Genomic DNA, 14600 nt, shown 5'->3' on the forward strand with positions numbered 1-14600 from the left:
GTTCAAGAGGCACATGATGGTCACTCATCCACTCTAGCAAGTTGTAGGCACTGGTCGGCATGTCAAGTGTGGTCTTTCAAATTTATACTAGCAGTTTTATATTTTCTACTTTACGTTTTATACCGACGCAACGAGAAAAGTATAAAATTGTGGATTTGGTAGAAAACTTGTCAGATAGAGGCCCGATGATTGTGGGACTCGGAGAGGCAGAAGATGCCCCCGCGCTTTATGCTGCGGGTGCGGAGGATGTGTTTCCGCTGTCTGAGATCGACAAAGTTATCCGGTTCAAGGCGTTCCGTGCAGAGGACACGCTGCTGTTGGCCAAGCCTCGATCATTGAAGGTGTCGGACTATCGGACCCTGATTGACATTGCAGAGGGGCGCGGGCTTTTCCAGGTCATTGGACATGAGCCAATCGCGCTGGCGACTGATGGCGACATCGACAACTTTCGCGATCTGCGCCCTGTGGTCAGCCGCACAGCACCTGTTAAAGAGGCGGTCGGGCGCAAGGGGGCTATCCCCTATTCACTCAATCAAGCCGAGGCAATCATCCGTAAATATCACAGCACGACGCCGCTGGCTGAGGTTGTGACCTATGCGGAACAGGTTCTGGGCGTCGAGGCTGGCACGGTGAAAGACCACTGGGTCAAGATGCTGGCCCGCAAATATGTCGGCCATGCGAAGCGCAGATTGCAAGAGCCATGGGGCGGGATCGAAGTTGATCTTGATGGGCGTCCTGTTCACACAAAGGAGGATCAGGGCTGATGTCTTACACGAGGAGGATTACAATGCCGCAGATTGATCTGATCCAGAACAAAGGCGCAGACGCAGATCGCTATCCTTGGCGATGTGATATTTCGGAAAGGCCGGGTTATCACGGGGTCGGCCGTACGCAAGCGCAGGCTCTCCTCATGGCTGCTTCGGCGTGGGCAGCGGGCGAAGATCGCCAGCGGTTCGAACACAACACAAAGGAGGATCAGGGCTGATGACTGACATCGTCCAAAGGCTACGCTCTTTGACGAACTACCCCGGCAGCGCCACGCGGCAGGCTGCGGATGAAATTGAACTGCTCCGTGGGCTTCTAGCGCGGTATCGCGATCAAACGCCCATAGGACACCAGCCGCACATGATCGTGAGTGAGGTCGATCAGGCGTTGGGGCGTCACACAAACGAGGATAAGGGCTGATGGCAGGGTTGATGTATTATGCCGTTGGGCCAGATGATGGCGAGGGATGGATAGCTGTAAACGCGCAATCAGAAGATGACGCACGGCGAGCCTACTGCAATGAATGGCTGGCAGCAGGTGAACCGATTCCAGATTTTGTTTTAGCAGCCAGGGTTCCATCTTGGGATGGCCTAGGCCGACCGCCAAATGGGGCCGAATGGCTTGAGGCTCGTTTGTCATACACCTGCGCCATGAATTGCGGTGGGATGGCTTCTCTTGATGATGGCGGCAAAGTCATTGATGGCGAGCCGATTTGCGGTGAGTGCGCAATAAGCACAAACAGGAATCAGGATTAGGGCTGATGGCTTGCAATCTCGGTTGCATCTGGCGTTGGTGTCGGCTTGACGGGAAGGTTCTAGCTGAGCGTCGATGCGTCAAATGTGGAAGGCGCAAACCGACCACAAACGAGGATCGGGGCTGATGGCCGACCTGCTGCCCTGTCCGCTTTGCGGCAATGACAATCCTGAAGTAGATCGCGGCCTCGACCCTTCGGATGGCCTGCCCTTTATCAGCTGCCCGACCGTTCACCTCGATGGCCCGCATCAGCAAAGATGCCCGATGAATGCGCAGGGTGTCGACGCCTGGAACTACATCGCAAAACTCAGTGCGGATCTGCATGCGGGCAAGGGCCGTATGCCGTGACTGGTTCGTTGCCTTAACACTAGATACTGATCGGCGGCTGTTGCCAATTTGGTAACGCTACGCGGCAAAGGCCAGCAGCTGAACCACGGGCATCTGACCAGTTCCCTGTACCGCCACCACCAGTTGCCCGTGATCTGGAGAGAGTAGCGCGCTAAGGTAGCCTGTGACGGTGACCTGGTGGCCCGCTTCTGTCGGGGTGATCTCGATCGTATTAATCAAAGTACGCAGGGTTGTGATGGCTTGGCGCGCCTCGGCTGTTGTCGGGTTGGCAAGATCGGGGCCCATGTTTGCGATAGCGTCGAGATAGCGTGTGCGGGCGGCGGGGTGCAGTTCGATCTTTGGGATCTCGATGTTCGCCTCGGCTAATGTTGATTCGGCGCGGCGCAGATCCTCGTTTGCGGTGGCGATGCGTGCCTCGGCGTCTGGCCCATCGATCACGGCATTTGTATAGAGCTCGACCAATCGGTCGAGTTTGCCTTGTGCCTGTGTTACCGCGCGCGTCAGGGCTGCGCGGTCTGCCTTTCGGGATTGCAGCAGGCGTTGGCGTTCGTCGTGATAGGCGCGCAAGTATTCGCGGATATAGACCGGATCGCGCAACAGCTCGGCCAGTCGATCAAAGATGGCTGTTTCGATCCGATCAAGGCGGGCCTGCGAAGTGTGGTCACATGTTCCAGATTGCTTGGCGGCGGCGCATGCGATGTAGGTCGCGCCGCTAGATGTGTTGGTCGATCGGATCGGCATGCCGGCCCCGCAGCAGCCGCAACGCAGCAGCCCGGAAAATGGCCGCTTAGGCGTGTTTGTTCTTTTGCCGCGAGCGGTGCGGCGGTTGGCCCGCGCGGCCTGTGCTGCGTCCCAGACATTCTGATCGATGATTGCAAGATCTGGCGCGGGTGCGCGCTGCCATTCGGATTCGGGCTGGTTTTCCCAGCGGCGCGCGTTTGTCACGGGATCATAAACCGCGCGGGTGTGGCCCCACACGCGTTCACCTACATAAAGGCGGTTGTTCAAGATGCCGGTGCCACGCGACCAATTGCCGTTTAGCGTGCTGGCCGACCAGCGCGCGCCGCGCGGTGGTAGTATGCCGTCGGCGTTCAGTGCTATGGCGACCTGCCGGGCGCTTTCGCCGCTTGCGACCTCAGCAAAGATGCGGCGCACGACCTCGGCCTGATCAGGGTCTATGATGAGCGCGCCAGGTTCGCCTCGCACGGTGGCATAGCCATAGGCCAGACCGCCCGCGCTTTTGCCGCTGCGCACATTTCCTGACAAGCCGCGTCGGACCTTTTGCTTGTGCCCTTTCATCCAGAGCGCGCCCATCATCGATGCCACGCCGATCTGCACGATGTCGGCCTCGGCCCCGTCCGCTGTCAGGATCCGGATGCCAAAATGCGTCAGGCGTTTGTGAATGCCGGCAAGGTCAGCCTGATCGCGGCTGATCCGGTCAAAGGCCTCGACCATGAGCACGTCGAACTGTCGTGCCTCGGCGGCGGCCATAAGCGACAGAAGGCCGTCGCGTCCGATGAGCGACATCGAGGATCTGGCGCGGTCGTGAAATTCGTGAGTGACCGTCAGTCCCTGCCGCGCGGCAGCGGCGCGGCAGAGGTCAAGCTGATCGGCGATCGACCTTTCGTTTTGGCGGTCGGTTGAGTATCGCGCATAAAGCGCGGTGCGGCGGCGGCTGGTGTCGTGCATGATTCCCCCGGTGACCTTGCCAGTGCATCATCGGCCTGCGCGTGGGTCTTTGCCAAGGCTCTAACGAATTCAAGCATATGTGGATCCAGCGCGGTCACCCTGCCCTCTACGCCTCGTTCTGCATCCAGGTTGGCACCCATTGCGCAATGCGTTGCGCGGCGGCGCGATCGAGGCCACGGGCCTCGCGTGCGTCGGCGCTGTTGACCAGCTGGTGCAAATCATTGACCTGATCGGCGACCTTTTGCTTGCCGAAATCTGTCAGGGCCTGGTCGGGATCGTCGCCGGGGTCGATGCCCAGAAAATGCGCCATGACATCGATCCGCACATCGGCGCGCAAGGATTTGAAAAACGGCGCTGTCGGCGTCCAGACGCTGCGCATGGTTACGCCCAGGCGCTCGCAGAGCGTGTTCAGTGTCACGCGTGGCATGCCGGGTGACATATGTGCGGCCAAGGCGGCGGCGCGTTGCGTGTTGATCGTGCCACGCGGTTGGTCTGACAAGGCATCGAGCGCCGACAAGTCGGTCAGTGCAGTCGTGCTGGTTTCGGCATTCAGGATGGCCGCAAGTCGCGCGTCCAGCGTCACGTCAAGCGTTTCGCAGGCCGACAGGTTCCATGGGCTGCCGCTCAGATCAAAGGTGTTTTGCCACGCCGGCAGCTGGCGCGACAGTTGCAGGGTCAACAGATCATCGAGCAGCTGCGGCTTTGACAAGATCGCCGTCTGCAATGCCAGCAATTTGATCCGGTCCAGTGCGCCTTGCATGGCGGCTGTTATGATCGGTTTTTCGCGGGTGGGTTCGGCAGGCGTGTTTCCGGTGGTGTCTGCGTCGTTGCTGTCGGAGGTTTCGCCGGTGCCGGCGCTGTCGGGTTCCACGCCGCGCAGGGCTTGGGCGCGGCCAGCAGGATCGACGTAGCAAATGACGCCGCAGCGCGCGCGGGTCGCGTCATCGAAATCCCCTGCGGCGCGGGCTTCCAGTGCGTCGAGCTCTGCCAATTCGGCTTCGGTCAATTCTCGGCCATTGTGCAGCTGTTCCAAGCGTTCGATGTCAGCGTCCGGCAATTCGACCGGTGTCGGCTCGGCGAGGTCTAACCCAAGCGTGTCGATCCAGTGTGTGGTCCTGAATTCGGCAAAGGCCCAGCCCTCGGCCTGCCGCGTATCCGAGGCGTAAATCTGCAATTCGTCGCTGAACACGCGGTCAACGGTTAGCTCGGGTGCGATCCAGCCGCCGGCATCGGAAAACAGATCCTCTGTGACCTCGCAGCCTGCGGCGGTCAGGCGATCGATTCCGCAAAACTTGACGCGCCGGTCGCTCAGTCTGACGCCTGCGACGCTGGTTTTGTCACTCAGTTGGAATGGGTGCAGATTGCCGTTGACCAGATCCTCGGTCAGCGCGGATGCCTCATCCGGCGTCACGCGCGTCAGATAAATGGCATCGCGCGCGCTCAGTTTGCCGGCGCGCAGTGCGTCGCGTGTTTCCTGTGGCAGTGCGGCGAGTTTCAGTCGTTGCCGTACAAAGCGCGGGCTGCGGCCAAAGAGTGCTGCAATCTCGGTCGGGTTGCTGCCATCTTTGACAAGCGTCCCAAACGCCTCGATTTCGTCAATCTCTGACAGCGGCGATTTTTGCGGGCCGCCTGTGAGCGCCCATGCTGTTGCGGTATCAAGGTCGCTGGTCAGCATGACGGGCACCGGAATATCGGCAGGCAGGTCGCCATCCTCGACCAGCATGGTCAGAGCGCGCAGCCTGCGCCCGCCGTCGACAATATCCGTCGGCATGGGGTCGGTCACATCGTCAATCGGTGTTGGGCGATAGCCATTGAGGGCCTGTGTCAAGCCGCACCCGCCAGTGACTTTCGCAAACGCGCGGATCGATGCCGCCAATGCAGCAAGATCGTCGGTGTCGATATCCTTGCGCGGGTTAAGGTCGCTGAGGCGCAGCGTGTCCAACGAAATTTGATAAACAGTAGGTGGGGGGGTCATGCGCTTTCCTCGATTGGTAGGGCGGTTCCGGCGACAGCGCGGCTCAAAAGGTCCCAATCGGCGCGGGTCATCTGCACCGATTTGCCCTCATTTACGCAGTCGATTGCGTCGTCGTCGCAGATGGCGACGGTTACAAAATCCGTGTCGATTTTGATGGCCAGCCGATGGTCGGACCAGTCGGTGGTGCTTGGTGACAAATAAAGGGGCATGTTTCACCTCTGTTTAGGGATTGCGCCGCGCCATGCGTCGAACTCCGTGCGCAGGGCGTCGAATTTGTCTTGCGCGGGGCGGTTGGTGTTGAGCTCTTTGCGGGTGTCGATGCCGCAGGTCCGTCGGATGTGTTCGGCGCAGGCGGTTGATGTCACGCGCGGTTTGGAGTTGTCGGCCGCTTCGATGCCCATCTGCAGGGCGACGAATGTCTGGAAAAGGTCGGTGTGGCATAGAATGCCCGCCTGTTGTGAGCGTGGCAGGTCGGTAAAGGGTCGGCGCGGCGCGCTATGCTTGGTCATGACGTGTTCTCACAACGGCAGGGCGGCCTGATGGCCGGATGTCGGGGTGACAATGTCGGTGACCCCGAGGACCAGGTGATCGTGATGGCCGCCTGCGCGGTCACCAACGGCGCGCGCGGCGGCGCGGCCTGCGTCAGCGGCATATTTCCAACGCCTTTTCGGGCTTGTCGTGCTGTGCGGGCTGTTGGGGGTCCGGCACATCATGAAAAACCCATGCACCGGATCGACAAGCGGTGCGCCGTCGATTGCAATGTGCTGCACCGCCCCGTCGATTTCAGACCAGCGCACGCGGGACACCGGGCGCAGGATCACGCGGTTTTGGCCGTGCATCCGCGCCGCGCGACATGCCGCGTCCCATGCCGCGCCGTGGCTGCTGTGGCGGATCAAGGGGTGCGCCGTCTGGTGGGGGCAGGCCTGCTGGAACAGTTCGAGGAAAAATTCGTTTGCCATGCGTGTCATGGGTGGGCCTCGGGTGTTTCGGCTGCGTCAGTGCCGACGGCCTGTGCCAGCGCGCATTCGGCAAGGTGGCAAAGGATGGCGGCGGCGGTGGGTCGGTTGATCAGCCACGCCACCGACGCAGTGGTCAGAATTTGGTCGGGTGTTTCCGTCTCATTTGGCGGGCGGCAAAACGCTCCGTGAGCAGAGGAGTGCGCGGCCCGTGCAGGGGCGCGGTGCGTTTTGCCGCCCATGTCTGGCGAAGGTCCCCACGCCTGCGCCGGACAAGCTGCTGTCGGTAAATTGATGTCCGGCCCGCCGTCGGTTTCGGGGAGAAACTCTGCGTTTACAGGAAGAGACGACGGGCCGGACGTCCGCAGGCTGGCAGGGCTTTGCCCGCCTTTGGATGGCTGTGTTTCGGCGGTTTCAGGCATGGGCGCGACAATCCTCGGCCATGGCGCGCGCGGTGCGGCGTGCGGATTTGCACCATTCCTGTATCGCTGTGGACAGGCTGTCGGCCTCGCGGCAAATGCCAAGCACGTGGAACTGTGCAAAATGGCCCGCGATTGCCGGAATGCAGTGCCCGCCATTGTCGATCGCTGCGGCCTCGGCCATGGCGGTCAGTTGATCGGCGGGCGCGTGTGTGAGGATGTCGGCCAGTTCGAGGCGCATGGATGACAGGATCGCCGGGTTGTCGGGGGTCAGTGTCGGGTGCGTCATGGGTTTTGTGCCTCGATCGTCTCGCGCAGCCTGGTCGCGGCAAGGCATTGACACATTGCCATGTCTACGACTTGGGCACGTTTGTCCGACAGACGTTTGTCCAAATCATCCAGGCTGACGACCAGCTGGCCGGCCCATAGGCTTTGGCCGATTTCTTCCAGTGACAGACCCGCGCGCTGCAGGAACAAAATGATCGAGATACGGCTTTCATCCTTTGCGGAGTAGAGCCTGCGCCCGGTTTCGGAGCGCGTCGGTGTGATCAGGCCCCGCTGTTCCCAATAACGCAACGTCCGTGCCGTCACCTGATGGGTTGTCATGATGGTCGATATCGGCAAAAGGGCGTCCGTCGTCGCGGCAGCCTGAACGGTGGGTTCTGTCATTCCGGGACCTCGCAGATTTTGGGGCGTTGCGGCACAACCAGCTTGCGGTGTTCACCGACAATCAGGTGGCGCAGGTCATGCGCGCGGGCGGCTTCTGTGGAGCCGGGGCGGTGCGCCTCGATCACGCAACAGGCGGCAATGGCGGTGGCGTCGTCATGCATCGTTGTGTCGGCGACGATGCCGCGCGCCCATCGCAGGCCGGGTTCCGAGATTAGGTCATCGAGGCTGCCGACCTCGGCCAGTGCGATGGCGACAAGGGCTATGGGTGTTTCGTAGCAAAGGCGCGACCAGATGCCGAGGTCGAGGATTGCTGCGGCCCGATGCCGTTTTTGGTGTTCACTAGCTGTCATTGTGCTTGACCCACTAATGTCAGGGTTATGCTGGCAGTGCCGAGAACGATCAGGAACAGGCCTGTCACGATCATCGCGGCGCACAAAGCCAACCCCCAAAAAGGGGTTGGTCGTGGCGGATCCTGCAGCATCGTCGGGATCGGCACGCGGGCGCAGGTCTGGTGAGCCTGTGATGCAGGTCCGAAAGTGTGTTGGAGTGTGGATTGCTCGGTTTTCAGTTTCTGAGCGCGCATGATCAGAAACCGCTTGCCAAAACGGTCAGGGTCATGCCTGCGCCGGCGAAGGACAAAAAGCCAACCGTGATGCCCAGCAGAAGATAGTCGCAGGCGGTTGCGAGGCGTTTGATCCGACGGTCGCGGCGCGTCGCTCGGTTCAAGGCGATGGCATTGAACGGGTATGGATCGCGCGCAGCCTTAAATTGTATTAGCGTTGCGGGCTGTTTTACACTTTTCTTCGCGTCGTATGTCGTAGGACATAGCAAGTCGTGCCGATGTTGATGCATGGTGCCCTCCCCTGTTGGGGTAGGCATAATGGGAATAAAGTTCCCACGTCAACAAAAATCGGAAACTTTTGTCCCGTTTCAGTTTAAAGCTGTATCGAGTCAGCGGGTTTTTGCCGCGCAGAAACGGGGTGAATATGCATTACAGCATTGGCGATTTAATCGTTTTTTGGGTTGCAAGGGCGACCGGTCAGCGCCTGGCGGTTGTCAGTCGGTGGTTCCGGTGGCGTTCAAAGCGGCAGCGACCGTCGGGCGATAGTCTAACGGAATGTCATTCAGATCGCCGCGATATATAAAGTCCAGACCAAAACCGTAAAGCTGGGCTAGTGTTTCACCATGTTGAATGGCAAGGCCTTTTTCCCCGCGCTCGACCTTTGACATCGTGCTGCGGTCTAGTCCGATGATTTCCGCAAGCTGCGTTTGGGTCAGCCCAAGCACCGAGCGGATCGCGGCGATGCGTGGCGCAACGCGGGCGGGATGGCTTTCTCGGGGTGCTAAGGATCGTGTGTCTTGTGTCATGTGGCGACCCACCACGCGCGGACGATATGACGCAAGCGAACAAAGTTCCCTATTGACGATGGGAACTTTGTTCCCTTACCAATTGCTGCATGACACAATTTTCCACAATCCGGGATATTGCCAACGTGTGGCCATCGCATGCGGCTTTTGCCGCAGCGGTCGTCAAGCAAGTCGATCAAGGGTTGAATGCCGAGGCTGTAAGAAAGTGGGTGCCGAAAAACAGCATCCCTTCCAAATACTGGCAGGCCGTCGTCGCGGCAGCGCACCAGGTGGGTGCGGATGTCACCGCCGATACCTTGATGCAGATCCATGCCGCGCAAATTAATCGCGCGACGATCAAGCCCTCGACTTGCGTTCCGGAGCATTTTGAAAAGGGCCTTAAATGACATTTCGCACACCTCCGCCGGGTTATGCCTATCTTGTGCCGGTCCATGCTGGCACGCCTGACGTGCCGCATGCCACAGGAACGAATTCCGGACACCAATCCGCTGGTTTTGCGTCGCAAGCGCCTGCCGCTTTTGGCGCGCAGCGTGGCGCGCAGCAGCGCATGCTGGAACAGTTCCGCGCCCAGACCCCTGCCCGCTGGCAAGCGTTCTTGCATGCACATTTCAGCAGTGCAGCGGAGGTCGCGGTTTTCTTTGATGTTGATGACAAGACGGGCCGCAATTGGTGGAATGGGAACCGGCGGCCTTCGGTCGACAAGGCGTTGTTTGCCCATGTCACGCACGGCGACGCTTATCTCGAATTCATGGCCCCAGAGGCCGCGTTGCGCGCCTGATGATGGTTGCGGTGCATATCTGTCCGCTGGCGCGCCTCGGACAATTGTCCGGCGCGGTGTCCGGAACGTGTTCCCGCGTTATGAAAGTTTTTCATAGAGCCCGGATTGCATCGGAGGTCCCATCATGCCGACCCGATATTTGCGCGGCAATTGCCGTCCCTGCCCGGCCTGTGCGCTGCGCCAAGAGGATCAGGTCCGGTTTGTCCTGCGCGCCAAGGTCCCGTGCAATGTCTGTGCTGGCGAAGGCATCATCGCGCTGTCACCTGCCGAAATCTATGACGCGCAGCTGGCCGCAGCGCGCGACCTCTATTGGTCGGACCCTGCCCGCGCCCGCGATGCCGGTTGGGCGGCGGGATGATGCGGCGTGTTCTGATGTTTTGAATTTCGCGGGCCGACTTGGCCTGCGATCCGTGACGGCCTTGGTTTGGTTTCGTGGGCCAAGGTCGTGCTGGGCTGCCGCAAAATGGTGGTCCGTTGCTGCGCCTACATTTCCTCCCGTAGGTGCCTGCCTCAATGACTTGCCCCGGCTCCGCGCGCTTACTTCCAAGGTCTGGCGTGCGGGTCGGGGTCTTTTTTGTGGCGGAGTGCAGCATGCCTGACGTGATCAACAGCCGCGAACGCCGATTGATCGATGCGGAGTTGGCCAAGGGCCGCGTGACGCGTGTTCCGGCGGGCAAAATGGCCACGGCTGTGGATTTCCAGTGGGTGTCCAGTGGAAAGCGATCGGGGCGATTGGAGGCGGTCGAGGCCCAGCCGCGCAAGTCGTTGGATTTTCGGCGGCGCACCTATCCAAAGGTCGCGCGGCGGCGCGAACGTGTTGCTGAATTGATCGCCGCGTTCTGGACGCCGCCCGAGATTGCCGCCGAGCTGGGCATATCTGTGGCGATGGTGAATTCCGACAAAATGGAGCTTGGCCTGCGCGTGCCGCGTAACGCGTCCACGCTGCGCCGCGTGCTGACCGCTTATCAGCCCGGAGTGACGGCGATTGATCTGTCGCGGCGTTTGGGTGTTGCGCCCAGCACGGTGCGCAAGGCGTTGGGTGATTTGAGGGCGCGGGGGTTGATCGATGTGTGACCCGTGGGTCCGGAAAGAGGTCATCGGCGATTGCGTTCTTTATCAGGGCGATTGTAGAAACGTTATGCCTGCATTGGATAAGTTCGATGCGATTGTGACCGACCCGCCTTATGGGATTGGGGCAGACAAAGGCGTAGGGAAATATGGAAAGCTTAAAGCAGGCGCCCAGAGGTGGGATGATTGCGCGCCAGATGTGTCGTGGGTTGCGAAATATCCTGCGATAATTTGGGGTGGGAACTATTTTGGGTTGCCTGCAAGCCGTGCTTTTCTTGTTTGGGACAAAGGCGCGGGATTTAAGGGGCGCGACTTCGCTGAATGCGAGCTTGCATGGTGCAGCTTTGACGCAAACGCAAGAATTTTTTCCCGCGACCCTCTGGCAAGCGGCGATTATCGCGGGAAGCAGCACCCCACGCAAAAACCCATCGCGCTTATGCAATGGTGCCTTGGCTTCCTGCCAGGTGCTGAAACCATACTTGACCCGTTCATGGGAAGCGGAACAACCCTAGTCGCCTGCGCAAAGCTGGGCCGCAAAGGCATCGGGATCGAACTGGACGCTGAGTATTTCGACATAGCATATCGGCGTGTCGAGGAGGCTTATCGCCAACCCGATTTGTTTGTTTCCGCGCCTTCGGGCCCACAGCAAATGGGGTTCCTGTGACTGCGCGCGGTGGCAGATCGGCTGCCGTGATGGCGCAGCGGCATGAGCCGCCGGACAGTCTCGATTTTTTTCCGACGCCGCCGTGGGCGGTGCGCGCGCTCTTGGCCAAACTCGACGCCATGGATGAGCCGATGCATCTTCAGGTCGCCTGCGATCCGATGGCTGGCGAGGGCGATATCGTGCGCACATTGCCGGATCGGTTTGACCGCGTGATCGGGCGCGATGTATTCGACTATTCCGCGACTTGGCGTGCCGGGCACATCTGTGATCTTGGCGTTGAGGATTTCCTGTTGAACGGGCGCAGATCCTCCGATGACGACGCGCCGGACTGGATCATTTCAAATCCGCCGTTCCGGCTGGCCACGGAATGCGTGCATGCCGCCTATGCACAGGCGCGGCGTGGCTTTGCGTTTCTGCTGCGGACCGCCTGGTTCGAGGGTCAAGAGCGCGCCGACACGATATTTTCCGAACGCCCGCCGACACATGCCTTTCACTTTGCAAGCCGCGTGGTGATGCACAAGGGGCGGCTGCGGCGACCTGGCATTGTCTATTTTTGCCCGCATGACGGCAAGGACAAGACGGCCTCGACGGCCACGGCCTACACGTGGGTCATTTGGCGTTTTGCCGATGTTGCCAATGACGGCATGTATCGCGGAGGCTGGATTTCCGAGGCGCGTGCCACATTCGAGCGCCCGGGCGATTATCCGCCATTGCCGCCGTCAGAGGTCCCGTTTCGGATGCCTGCGCGTGATGCGTCAAGCGGGCGCGCTGCGCCACAGGCGGTGCTGATATGACCGCGCTGACAGAGCGCCGCGATGCGGCGGTGGTAGAGATCGAGACGGGCGCGCCATTGCCGGACTATCCGGTCGAGTTGGTGGCGGGTGATTTCACCGGGCACAAATTCGTGATGATGCATCATGTTCTCTATTTCCAGAGCCGTCTGCACACGCGCGCCGATCTGGATGTCAGGGGCGCGGCGTTGGAGCTCTTTATGGTGTGCCAGCAACGCACGCCGCTTGGCACATTGCCCGTGGATGAGGAGGAAATCGCGCAGCTGATCCGCGTGCCGCTGCCCACGTGGCGCAGCCTGATGAACCGCAAGATCACGCCATTGCACAAGTGGTCGCGATATCAGGTCGATGGCGAGCCTGTGTTTGGGCACAAGGTGGTCATTGATGTGTGCCGCGCCGCTTTGACGGCCTCGGAGGCGCGCAAGGCGCGCAGCAGCGGCGAGAGTGAGCGCAACAAGTTGAAAACTCTTAAGCGACTCCTGTCAGAGGCGGGCGTGCCTCATGAGTTGGTCGATGACCCCGACTTTGTGATCCGTTGCCATGACTGGCTGACCAAGAATTTCACCGGGCGCAGGCAAGGCGCGCGTTTCGACGCTGTTTTACAACAACTTTTCCGGGTGGCCGGGATCGAACACCGCATCATCCGAGACTGAGGGGGCAGTTATGTTGGCGCAACACAACTCGATATATCGCGTTATATCGGCGATATATCGCAGCCAAAAGAAAAGAGAAGATAAGATATATATACCAGCTAAGGCCACAACGCGGTGCGTGTTGCCTGTGTGGGAAATTGCGATGAATGGGGCTGTGGCATGACCGACAGCACCCAGACAGACAAACCCGAGGGCAAGCGGCAACGTGTGCGGCGTTTGCTGATTGACCCGCTTGAACAGTCGGGGATGCGGTTTCCCAAGAAGGTCAGTGAGGCGGATGCCAAGCGTAAGATCGCGTCGTTATGTGATGAGCTTGCCTACCTGAGCGACGCGGCGTTGCAGCAGGTGCGCTGGTGGGCAACCCGAAACGGGCAAGGGTCGGCGAGGTGCTTTTGGCCAGACCGCGTGTCGTTTCTGTCCTGTGCGCATGCTTTTGAGCCACAAAGGATTGAGGATAACCCGAACGTCGAGTCCTGGTTTGCCTCACGGGCCGGGGTCGAAGCTGCTGCTGTTCCGGGCCGATTGGTCGCGGAATTGCGGTTTTGGCAAAAATACCTTCGCCCGCCGATCAAAGATCAAGAGCGCAAGCTTGTGGCGGATCGCGCGGCGCAGTGGGCGGCGCAGGCAGAGCGCGAAGCGGAAAAACGGTCGCGCAATGTCAGCTATGACCATGAATTTCTGGCGGCGTTTGAGTTGGATGAGCGGCGTGCGCAGGATCTTTTGAAGGCGGGGCGCGCGGGGCAACAGACAAACGAAAAAGGTGCAGCATGATGGATCGAAAGCCTCGGCCACACGTGGCGGTCAATCCTGATCTTGGGCAGTTGCCGCGCCATGCGGTTGACGCGCCCGAGGGCTGGGATGTCGATGTTCAAGGCCCATATCGCGCGCCTGTGGATTGGGACGCGCTGGTCGCGCAATACCGTGCGGCTGCGCCGTCGCCACGGTCGCAGCGGCCTGCGCCACGGCGCATCGAGGTGCTGGGTGTGAAAGAGGTTTTGGAGTGGGCATTTCATCGCGAACGTGTGCAGGCCTATCATTTTGACGACGATCATTTGACGCGCGGCGAAAGCCCGATCGCGGCGCTGATCCGTCGTGGTGAGCTGGGTGGCGTGCGCATTGATGGTGGCGGCAGCAGTGAGCCATGCGATGCCGCGCTATCGGTTGCGTTCGCGGTGGCGCAGTCGTGCCTGCCATCGATGGTGGGTCTTGTAATCGAGCATGCGCGCAGCGCGACCGTTCCGGATGCCATGGTCGGTGCGTGCCCTTATTTTGTCCCGGTGGCGGTGCATTCCAATCAGCATGGCGTGCGCGCCAAAGTTACGAGGGGAACGGATTGGTCGTGGCAGATCACGCGGGGCGGTCGCCGCAAGGTGACGCATGATTTCTGCGAGGTCACCGTCGTCAACACGCCCGCCCAGATTGCCTCGGCGCGTCGCCGTTATCTGAACTGGTGGGGTCAATTGCAGGGCCTGCAGCCTGTCATCAAGGCGTTGGATTTGCCTTATATCAAGGTAAGTGACCGGCTACCGCCTAGAAATCCTTGGGAAAATCACGGCGTCGAAAAAAGCTTTTGACAGGTTTCATGCTGCAGGGCTAGACAAGTAGCCAACCACAGAACTGCGCCGCGAGGGAACTGACCTTCGCGGCGCTTTGCATTTCTGCGGTCTTAGCAGCAGCGCGCGTGCGGCGGGGTCGTGTCATTGC

General features: G+C 60.3%; 25 protein-coding genes. 14 read left to right on the forward strand and 11 right to left on the reverse strand.

The genetic code is table 11. From position 1 onward, the window contains the following. The first annotated feature begins 185 nt into the window (after positions 1-185). From FE702_RS18215 to FE702_RS18235, 5 genes are all read left to right on the forward strand, one after another. On the forward strand, positions 186-764 hold the full coding sequence (locus FE702_RS18215; protein ID WP_147127780.1) for a hypothetical protein: 579 nt from the start codon (positions 186-188) through the stop codon (positions 762-764). A 23-nt stretch (positions 765-787) separates the two neighbouring features. Next, positions 788-985, forward strand: a complete 198-nt coding sequence (locus FE702_RS18220) for a hypothetical protein (protein WP_147127781.1) — start codon at positions 788-790, stop codon at positions 983-985. Next, positions 985-1185, forward strand: a complete 201-nt coding sequence (locus FE702_RS18225) for a hypothetical protein (protein WP_147127782.1) — start codon at positions 985-987, stop codon at positions 1183-1185. The genes FE702_RS18220 and FE702_RS18225 overlap by 1 nt, the downstream gene beginning before the upstream one ends. Continuing rightward, positions 1185-1520 (forward strand): hypothetical protein, encoded by a 336-nt coding sequence (locus FE702_RS18230; RefSeq protein WP_147127783.1) that lies wholly within the window; start codon positions 1185-1187, stop codon positions 1518-1520. Before FE702_RS18225 ends, FE702_RS18230 begins: the two co-directional genes overlap by 1 nt. A 124-nt stretch (positions 1521-1644) precedes the next feature. Then, on the forward strand, positions 1645-1866 hold the full coding sequence (locus FE702_RS18235; protein WP_147127784.1) for a hypothetical protein: 222 nt from the start codon (positions 1645-1647) through the stop codon (positions 1864-1866). A 57-nt stretch (positions 1867-1923) separates the two neighbouring features. Here the strand turns inward: FE702_RS18235 and FE702_RS18240 are convergent, their stop codons facing one another. From FE702_RS18240 to FE702_RS18285, 11 genes are all read right to left on the reverse strand, one after another. Further along, on the reverse strand, positions 1924-3555 hold the full coding sequence (locus FE702_RS18240; RefSeq protein ID WP_147127785.1) for a recombinase family protein: 1632 nt from the start codon (positions 3553-3555) through the stop codon (positions 1924-1926). 106 nt (positions 3556-3661) lie between these two features. Further along, entirely contained in the window at positions 3662-5530 is a 1869-nt protein-coding gene (locus FE702_RS18245) for a ParB/RepB/Spo0J family partition protein (protein WP_147127786.1), read from the reverse strand. Then, positions 5527-5739: a hypothetical protein gene (locus FE702_RS18250; protein WP_147127787.1), complete on the reverse strand. Its 213-nt coding sequence runs from the start codon at positions 5737-5739 to the stop codon at positions 5527-5529. Before FE702_RS18250 ends, FE702_RS18245 begins: the two co-directional genes overlap by 4 nt. Positions 5740-5742: 3 nt before the next feature. Next, on the reverse strand, positions 5743-6039 hold the full coding sequence (locus FE702_RS18255; protein WP_147127788.1) for a hypothetical protein: 297 nt from the start codon (positions 6037-6039) through the stop codon (positions 5743-5745). Positions 6040-6048: 9 nt separating this feature from the next. Continuing rightward, complete coding sequence (locus FE702_RS18260) at positions 6049-6489, reverse strand: hypothetical protein (protein ID WP_147127789.1); 441 nt, start codon at positions 6487-6489, stop codon at positions 6049-6051. Positions 6490-6494: 5 nt separating this feature from the next. After that, positions 6495-6908, reverse strand: coding sequence for a hypothetical protein (locus FE702_RS18265; protein ID WP_147127790.1), 414 nt, complete (start codon positions 6906-6908; stop codon positions 6495-6497). Further along, a complete protein-coding gene (locus tag FE702_RS18270; protein ID WP_147127791.1) occupies positions 6901-7194 on the reverse strand; it encodes a hypothetical protein in 294 nt (97 codons plus the stop codon). The genes FE702_RS18265 and FE702_RS18270 overlap by 8 nt, the downstream gene beginning before the upstream one ends. After that, positions 7191-7574 carry a MerR family transcriptional regulator gene (locus tag FE702_RS18275; RefSeq protein ID WP_147127792.1) on the reverse strand — a complete coding sequence of 128 codons (384 nt, stop codon included), beginning with the start codon at positions 7572-7574 and terminating at the stop codon, positions 7191-7193. Before FE702_RS18275 ends, FE702_RS18270 begins: the two co-directional genes overlap by 4 nt. Next, entirely contained in the window at positions 7571-7924 is a 354-nt protein-coding gene (locus FE702_RS18280) for a hypothetical protein (RefSeq protein WP_147127793.1), read from the reverse strand. The genes FE702_RS18275 and FE702_RS18280 overlap by 4 nt, the downstream gene beginning before the upstream one ends. Positions 7925-8159: 235 nt before the next feature. Next, positions 8160-8300 carry a hypothetical protein gene (locus FE702_RS18710; protein WP_186827162.1) on the reverse strand — a complete coding sequence of 47 codons (141 nt, stop codon included), beginning with the start codon at positions 8298-8300 and terminating at the stop codon, positions 8160-8162. A 330-nt stretch (positions 8301-8630) separates the two neighbouring features. Then, positions 8631-8942 (reverse strand): helix-turn-helix transcriptional regulator, encoded by a 312-nt coding sequence (locus tag FE702_RS18285; protein WP_147127794.1) that lies wholly within the window; start codon positions 8940-8942, stop codon positions 8631-8633. 89 nt (positions 8943-9031) lie between these two features. Here FE702_RS18285 and FE702_RS18290 point away from each other — a divergent pair, with 89 nt between their 5' ends. The 9 genes from FE702_RS18290 to FE702_RS18330 all read left to right on the forward strand — a co-directional run bounded on the left by FE702_RS18290 (position 9032) and on the right by FE702_RS18330 (position 14470). Beyond that, on the forward strand, positions 9032-9328 hold the full coding sequence (locus FE702_RS18290) for a hypothetical protein (protein ID WP_147127795.1): 297 nt from the start codon (positions 9032-9034) through the stop codon (positions 9326-9328). Continuing rightward, positions 9325-9720, forward strand: a complete 396-nt coding sequence (locus FE702_RS18295) for a hypothetical protein (RefSeq protein WP_147127796.1) — start codon at positions 9325-9327, stop codon at positions 9718-9720. The genes FE702_RS18290 and FE702_RS18295 overlap by 4 nt, the downstream gene beginning before the upstream one ends. 124 nt (positions 9721-9844) lie before the next feature. Continuing rightward, positions 9845-10078: a hypothetical protein gene (locus FE702_RS18300; RefSeq protein ID WP_147127797.1), complete on the forward strand. Its 234-nt coding sequence runs from the start codon at positions 9845-9847 to the stop codon at positions 10076-10078. 233 nt (positions 10079-10311) lie between these two features. Next, the gene (locus tag FE702_RS18305) at positions 10312-10794 is read left to right on the forward strand and encodes a winged helix-turn-helix transcriptional regulator (protein ID WP_186827163.1); all 483 of its coding nucleotides are present in this window, start codon (positions 10312-10314) and stop codon (positions 10792-10794) included. A 64-nt stretch (positions 10795-10858) separates the two neighbouring features. Next, positions 10859-11452, forward strand: a complete 594-nt coding sequence (locus FE702_RS18310; protein WP_255449736.1) for a DNA methyltransferase — start codon at positions 10859-10861, stop codon at positions 11450-11452. 29 nt (positions 11453-11481) lie between these two features. Continuing rightward, positions 11482-12246 carry a hypothetical protein gene (locus tag FE702_RS18315; RefSeq protein WP_147127800.1) on the forward strand — a complete coding sequence of 255 codons (765 nt, stop codon included), beginning with the start codon at positions 11482-11484 and terminating at the stop codon, positions 12244-12246. Beyond that, the gene (locus FE702_RS18320; RefSeq protein ID WP_147127801.1) at positions 12243-12896 is read left to right on the forward strand and encodes a hypothetical protein; all 654 of its coding nucleotides are present in this window, start codon (positions 12243-12245) and stop codon (positions 12894-12896) included. Before FE702_RS18315 ends, FE702_RS18320 begins: the two co-directional genes overlap by 4 nt. Positions 12897-13055: 159 nt before the next feature. Continuing rightward, positions 13056-13667, forward strand: a complete 612-nt coding sequence (locus FE702_RS18325; RefSeq protein ID WP_147127802.1) for a hypothetical protein — start codon at positions 13056-13058, stop codon at positions 13665-13667. Then, positions 13667-14470, forward strand: a complete 804-nt coding sequence (locus tag FE702_RS18330) for a hypothetical protein (RefSeq protein ID WP_147127803.1) — start codon at positions 13667-13669, stop codon at positions 14468-14470. The genes FE702_RS18325 and FE702_RS18330 overlap by 1 nt, the downstream gene beginning before the upstream one ends. Positions 14471-14600 lie beyond the last annotated feature (130 nt).

The organism is Shimia ponticola, assembly GCF_007995215.1.
GTDB lineage: Bacteria > Pseudomonadota > Alphaproteobacteria > Rhodobacterales > Rhodobacteraceae > Shimia_B > Shimia_B ponticola.

Coding starts and splice junctions, on each gene's coding strand:
- FE702_RS18265 (WP_147127790.1), bottom strand. CDS start 6,908: ATGCCTGAAACCGCCGAAACACAGCCATCCAAAGGCGGGCAAAGCCCT.
- FE702_RS18305 (WP_186827163.1), top strand. CDS start 10,312: ATGCCTGACGTGATCAACAGCCGCGAACGCCGATTGATCGATGCGGAG.
- FE702_RS18230 (WP_147127783.1), top strand. CDS start 1,185: ATGGCAGGGTTGATGTATTATGCCGTTGGGCCAGATGATGGCGAGGGA.
- FE702_RS18285 (WP_147127794.1), bottom strand. CDS start 8,942: ATGACACAAGACACACGATCCTTAGCACCCCGAGAAAGCCATCCCGCC.
- FE702_RS18315 (WP_147127800.1), top strand. CDS start 11,482: ATGGCGCAGCGGCATGAGCCGCCGGACAGTCTCGATTTTTTTCCGACG.
- FE702_RS18235 (WP_147127784.1), top strand. CDS start 1,645: ATGGCCGACCTGCTGCCCTGTCCGCTTTGCGGCAATGACAATCCTGAA.
- FE702_RS18220 (WP_147127781.1), top strand. CDS start 788: ATGCCGCAGATTGATCTGATCCAGAACAAAGGCGCAGACGCAGATCGC.
- FE702_RS18295 (WP_147127796.1), top strand. CDS start 9,325: ATGACATTTCGCACACCTCCGCCGGGTTATGCCTATCTTGTGCCGGTC.
- FE702_RS18280 (WP_147127793.1), bottom strand. CDS start 7,924: ATGACAGCTAGTGAACACCAAAAACGGCATCGGGCCGCAGCAATCCTC.
- FE702_RS18225 (WP_147127782.1), top strand. CDS start 985: ATGACTGACATCGTCCAAAGGCTACGCTCTTTGACGAACTACCCCGGC.
- FE702_RS18250 (WP_147127787.1), bottom strand. CDS start 5,739: ATGCCCCTTTATTTGTCACCAAGCACCACCGACTGGTCCGACCATCGG.
- FE702_RS18275 (WP_147127792.1), bottom strand. CDS start 7,574: ATGACAGAACCCACCGTTCAGGCTGCCGCGACGACGGACGCCCTTTTG.
- FE702_RS18255 (WP_147127788.1), bottom strand. CDS start 6,039: ATGACCAAGCATAGCGCGCCGCGCCGACCCTTTACCGACCTGCCACGC.
- FE702_RS18245 (WP_147127786.1), bottom strand. CDS start 5,530: ATGACCCCCCCACCTACTGTTTATCAAATTTCGTTGGACACGCTGCGC.
- FE702_RS18310 (WP_255449736.1), top strand. CDS start 10,859: ATGCCTGCATTGGATAAGTTCGATGCGATTGTGACCGACCCGCCTTAT.
- FE702_RS18270 (WP_147127791.1), bottom strand. CDS start 7,194: ATGACGCACCCGACACTGACCCCCGACAACCCGGCGATCCTGTCATCC.
- FE702_RS18325 (WP_147127802.1), top strand. CDS start 13,056: ATGACCGACAGCACCCAGACAGACAAACCCGAGGGCAAGCGGCAACGT.
- FE702_RS18300 (WP_147127797.1), top strand. CDS start 9,845: ATGCCGACCCGATATTTGCGCGGCAATTGCCGTCCCTGCCCGGCCTGT.
- FE702_RS18330 (WP_147127803.1), top strand. CDS start 13,667: ATGGATCGAAAGCCTCGGCCACACGTGGCGGTCAATCCTGATCTTGGG.
- FE702_RS18215 (WP_147127780.1), top strand. CDS start 186: ATGATTGTGGGACTCGGAGAGGCAGAAGATGCCCCCGCGCTTTATGCT.
- FE702_RS18290 (WP_147127795.1), top strand. CDS start 9,032: ATGACACAATTTTCCACAATCCGGGATATTGCCAACGTGTGGCCATCG.
- FE702_RS18260 (WP_147127789.1), bottom strand. CDS start 6,489: ATGGCAAACGAATTTTTCCTCGAACTGTTCCAGCAGGCCTGCCCCCAC.
- FE702_RS18240 (WP_147127785.1), bottom strand. CDS start 3,555: ATGCACGACACCAGCCGCCGCCGCACCGCGCTTTATGCGCGATACTCA.
- FE702_RS18320 (WP_147127801.1), top strand. CDS start 12,243: ATGACCGCGCTGACAGAGCGCCGCGATGCGGCGGTGGTAGAGATCGAG.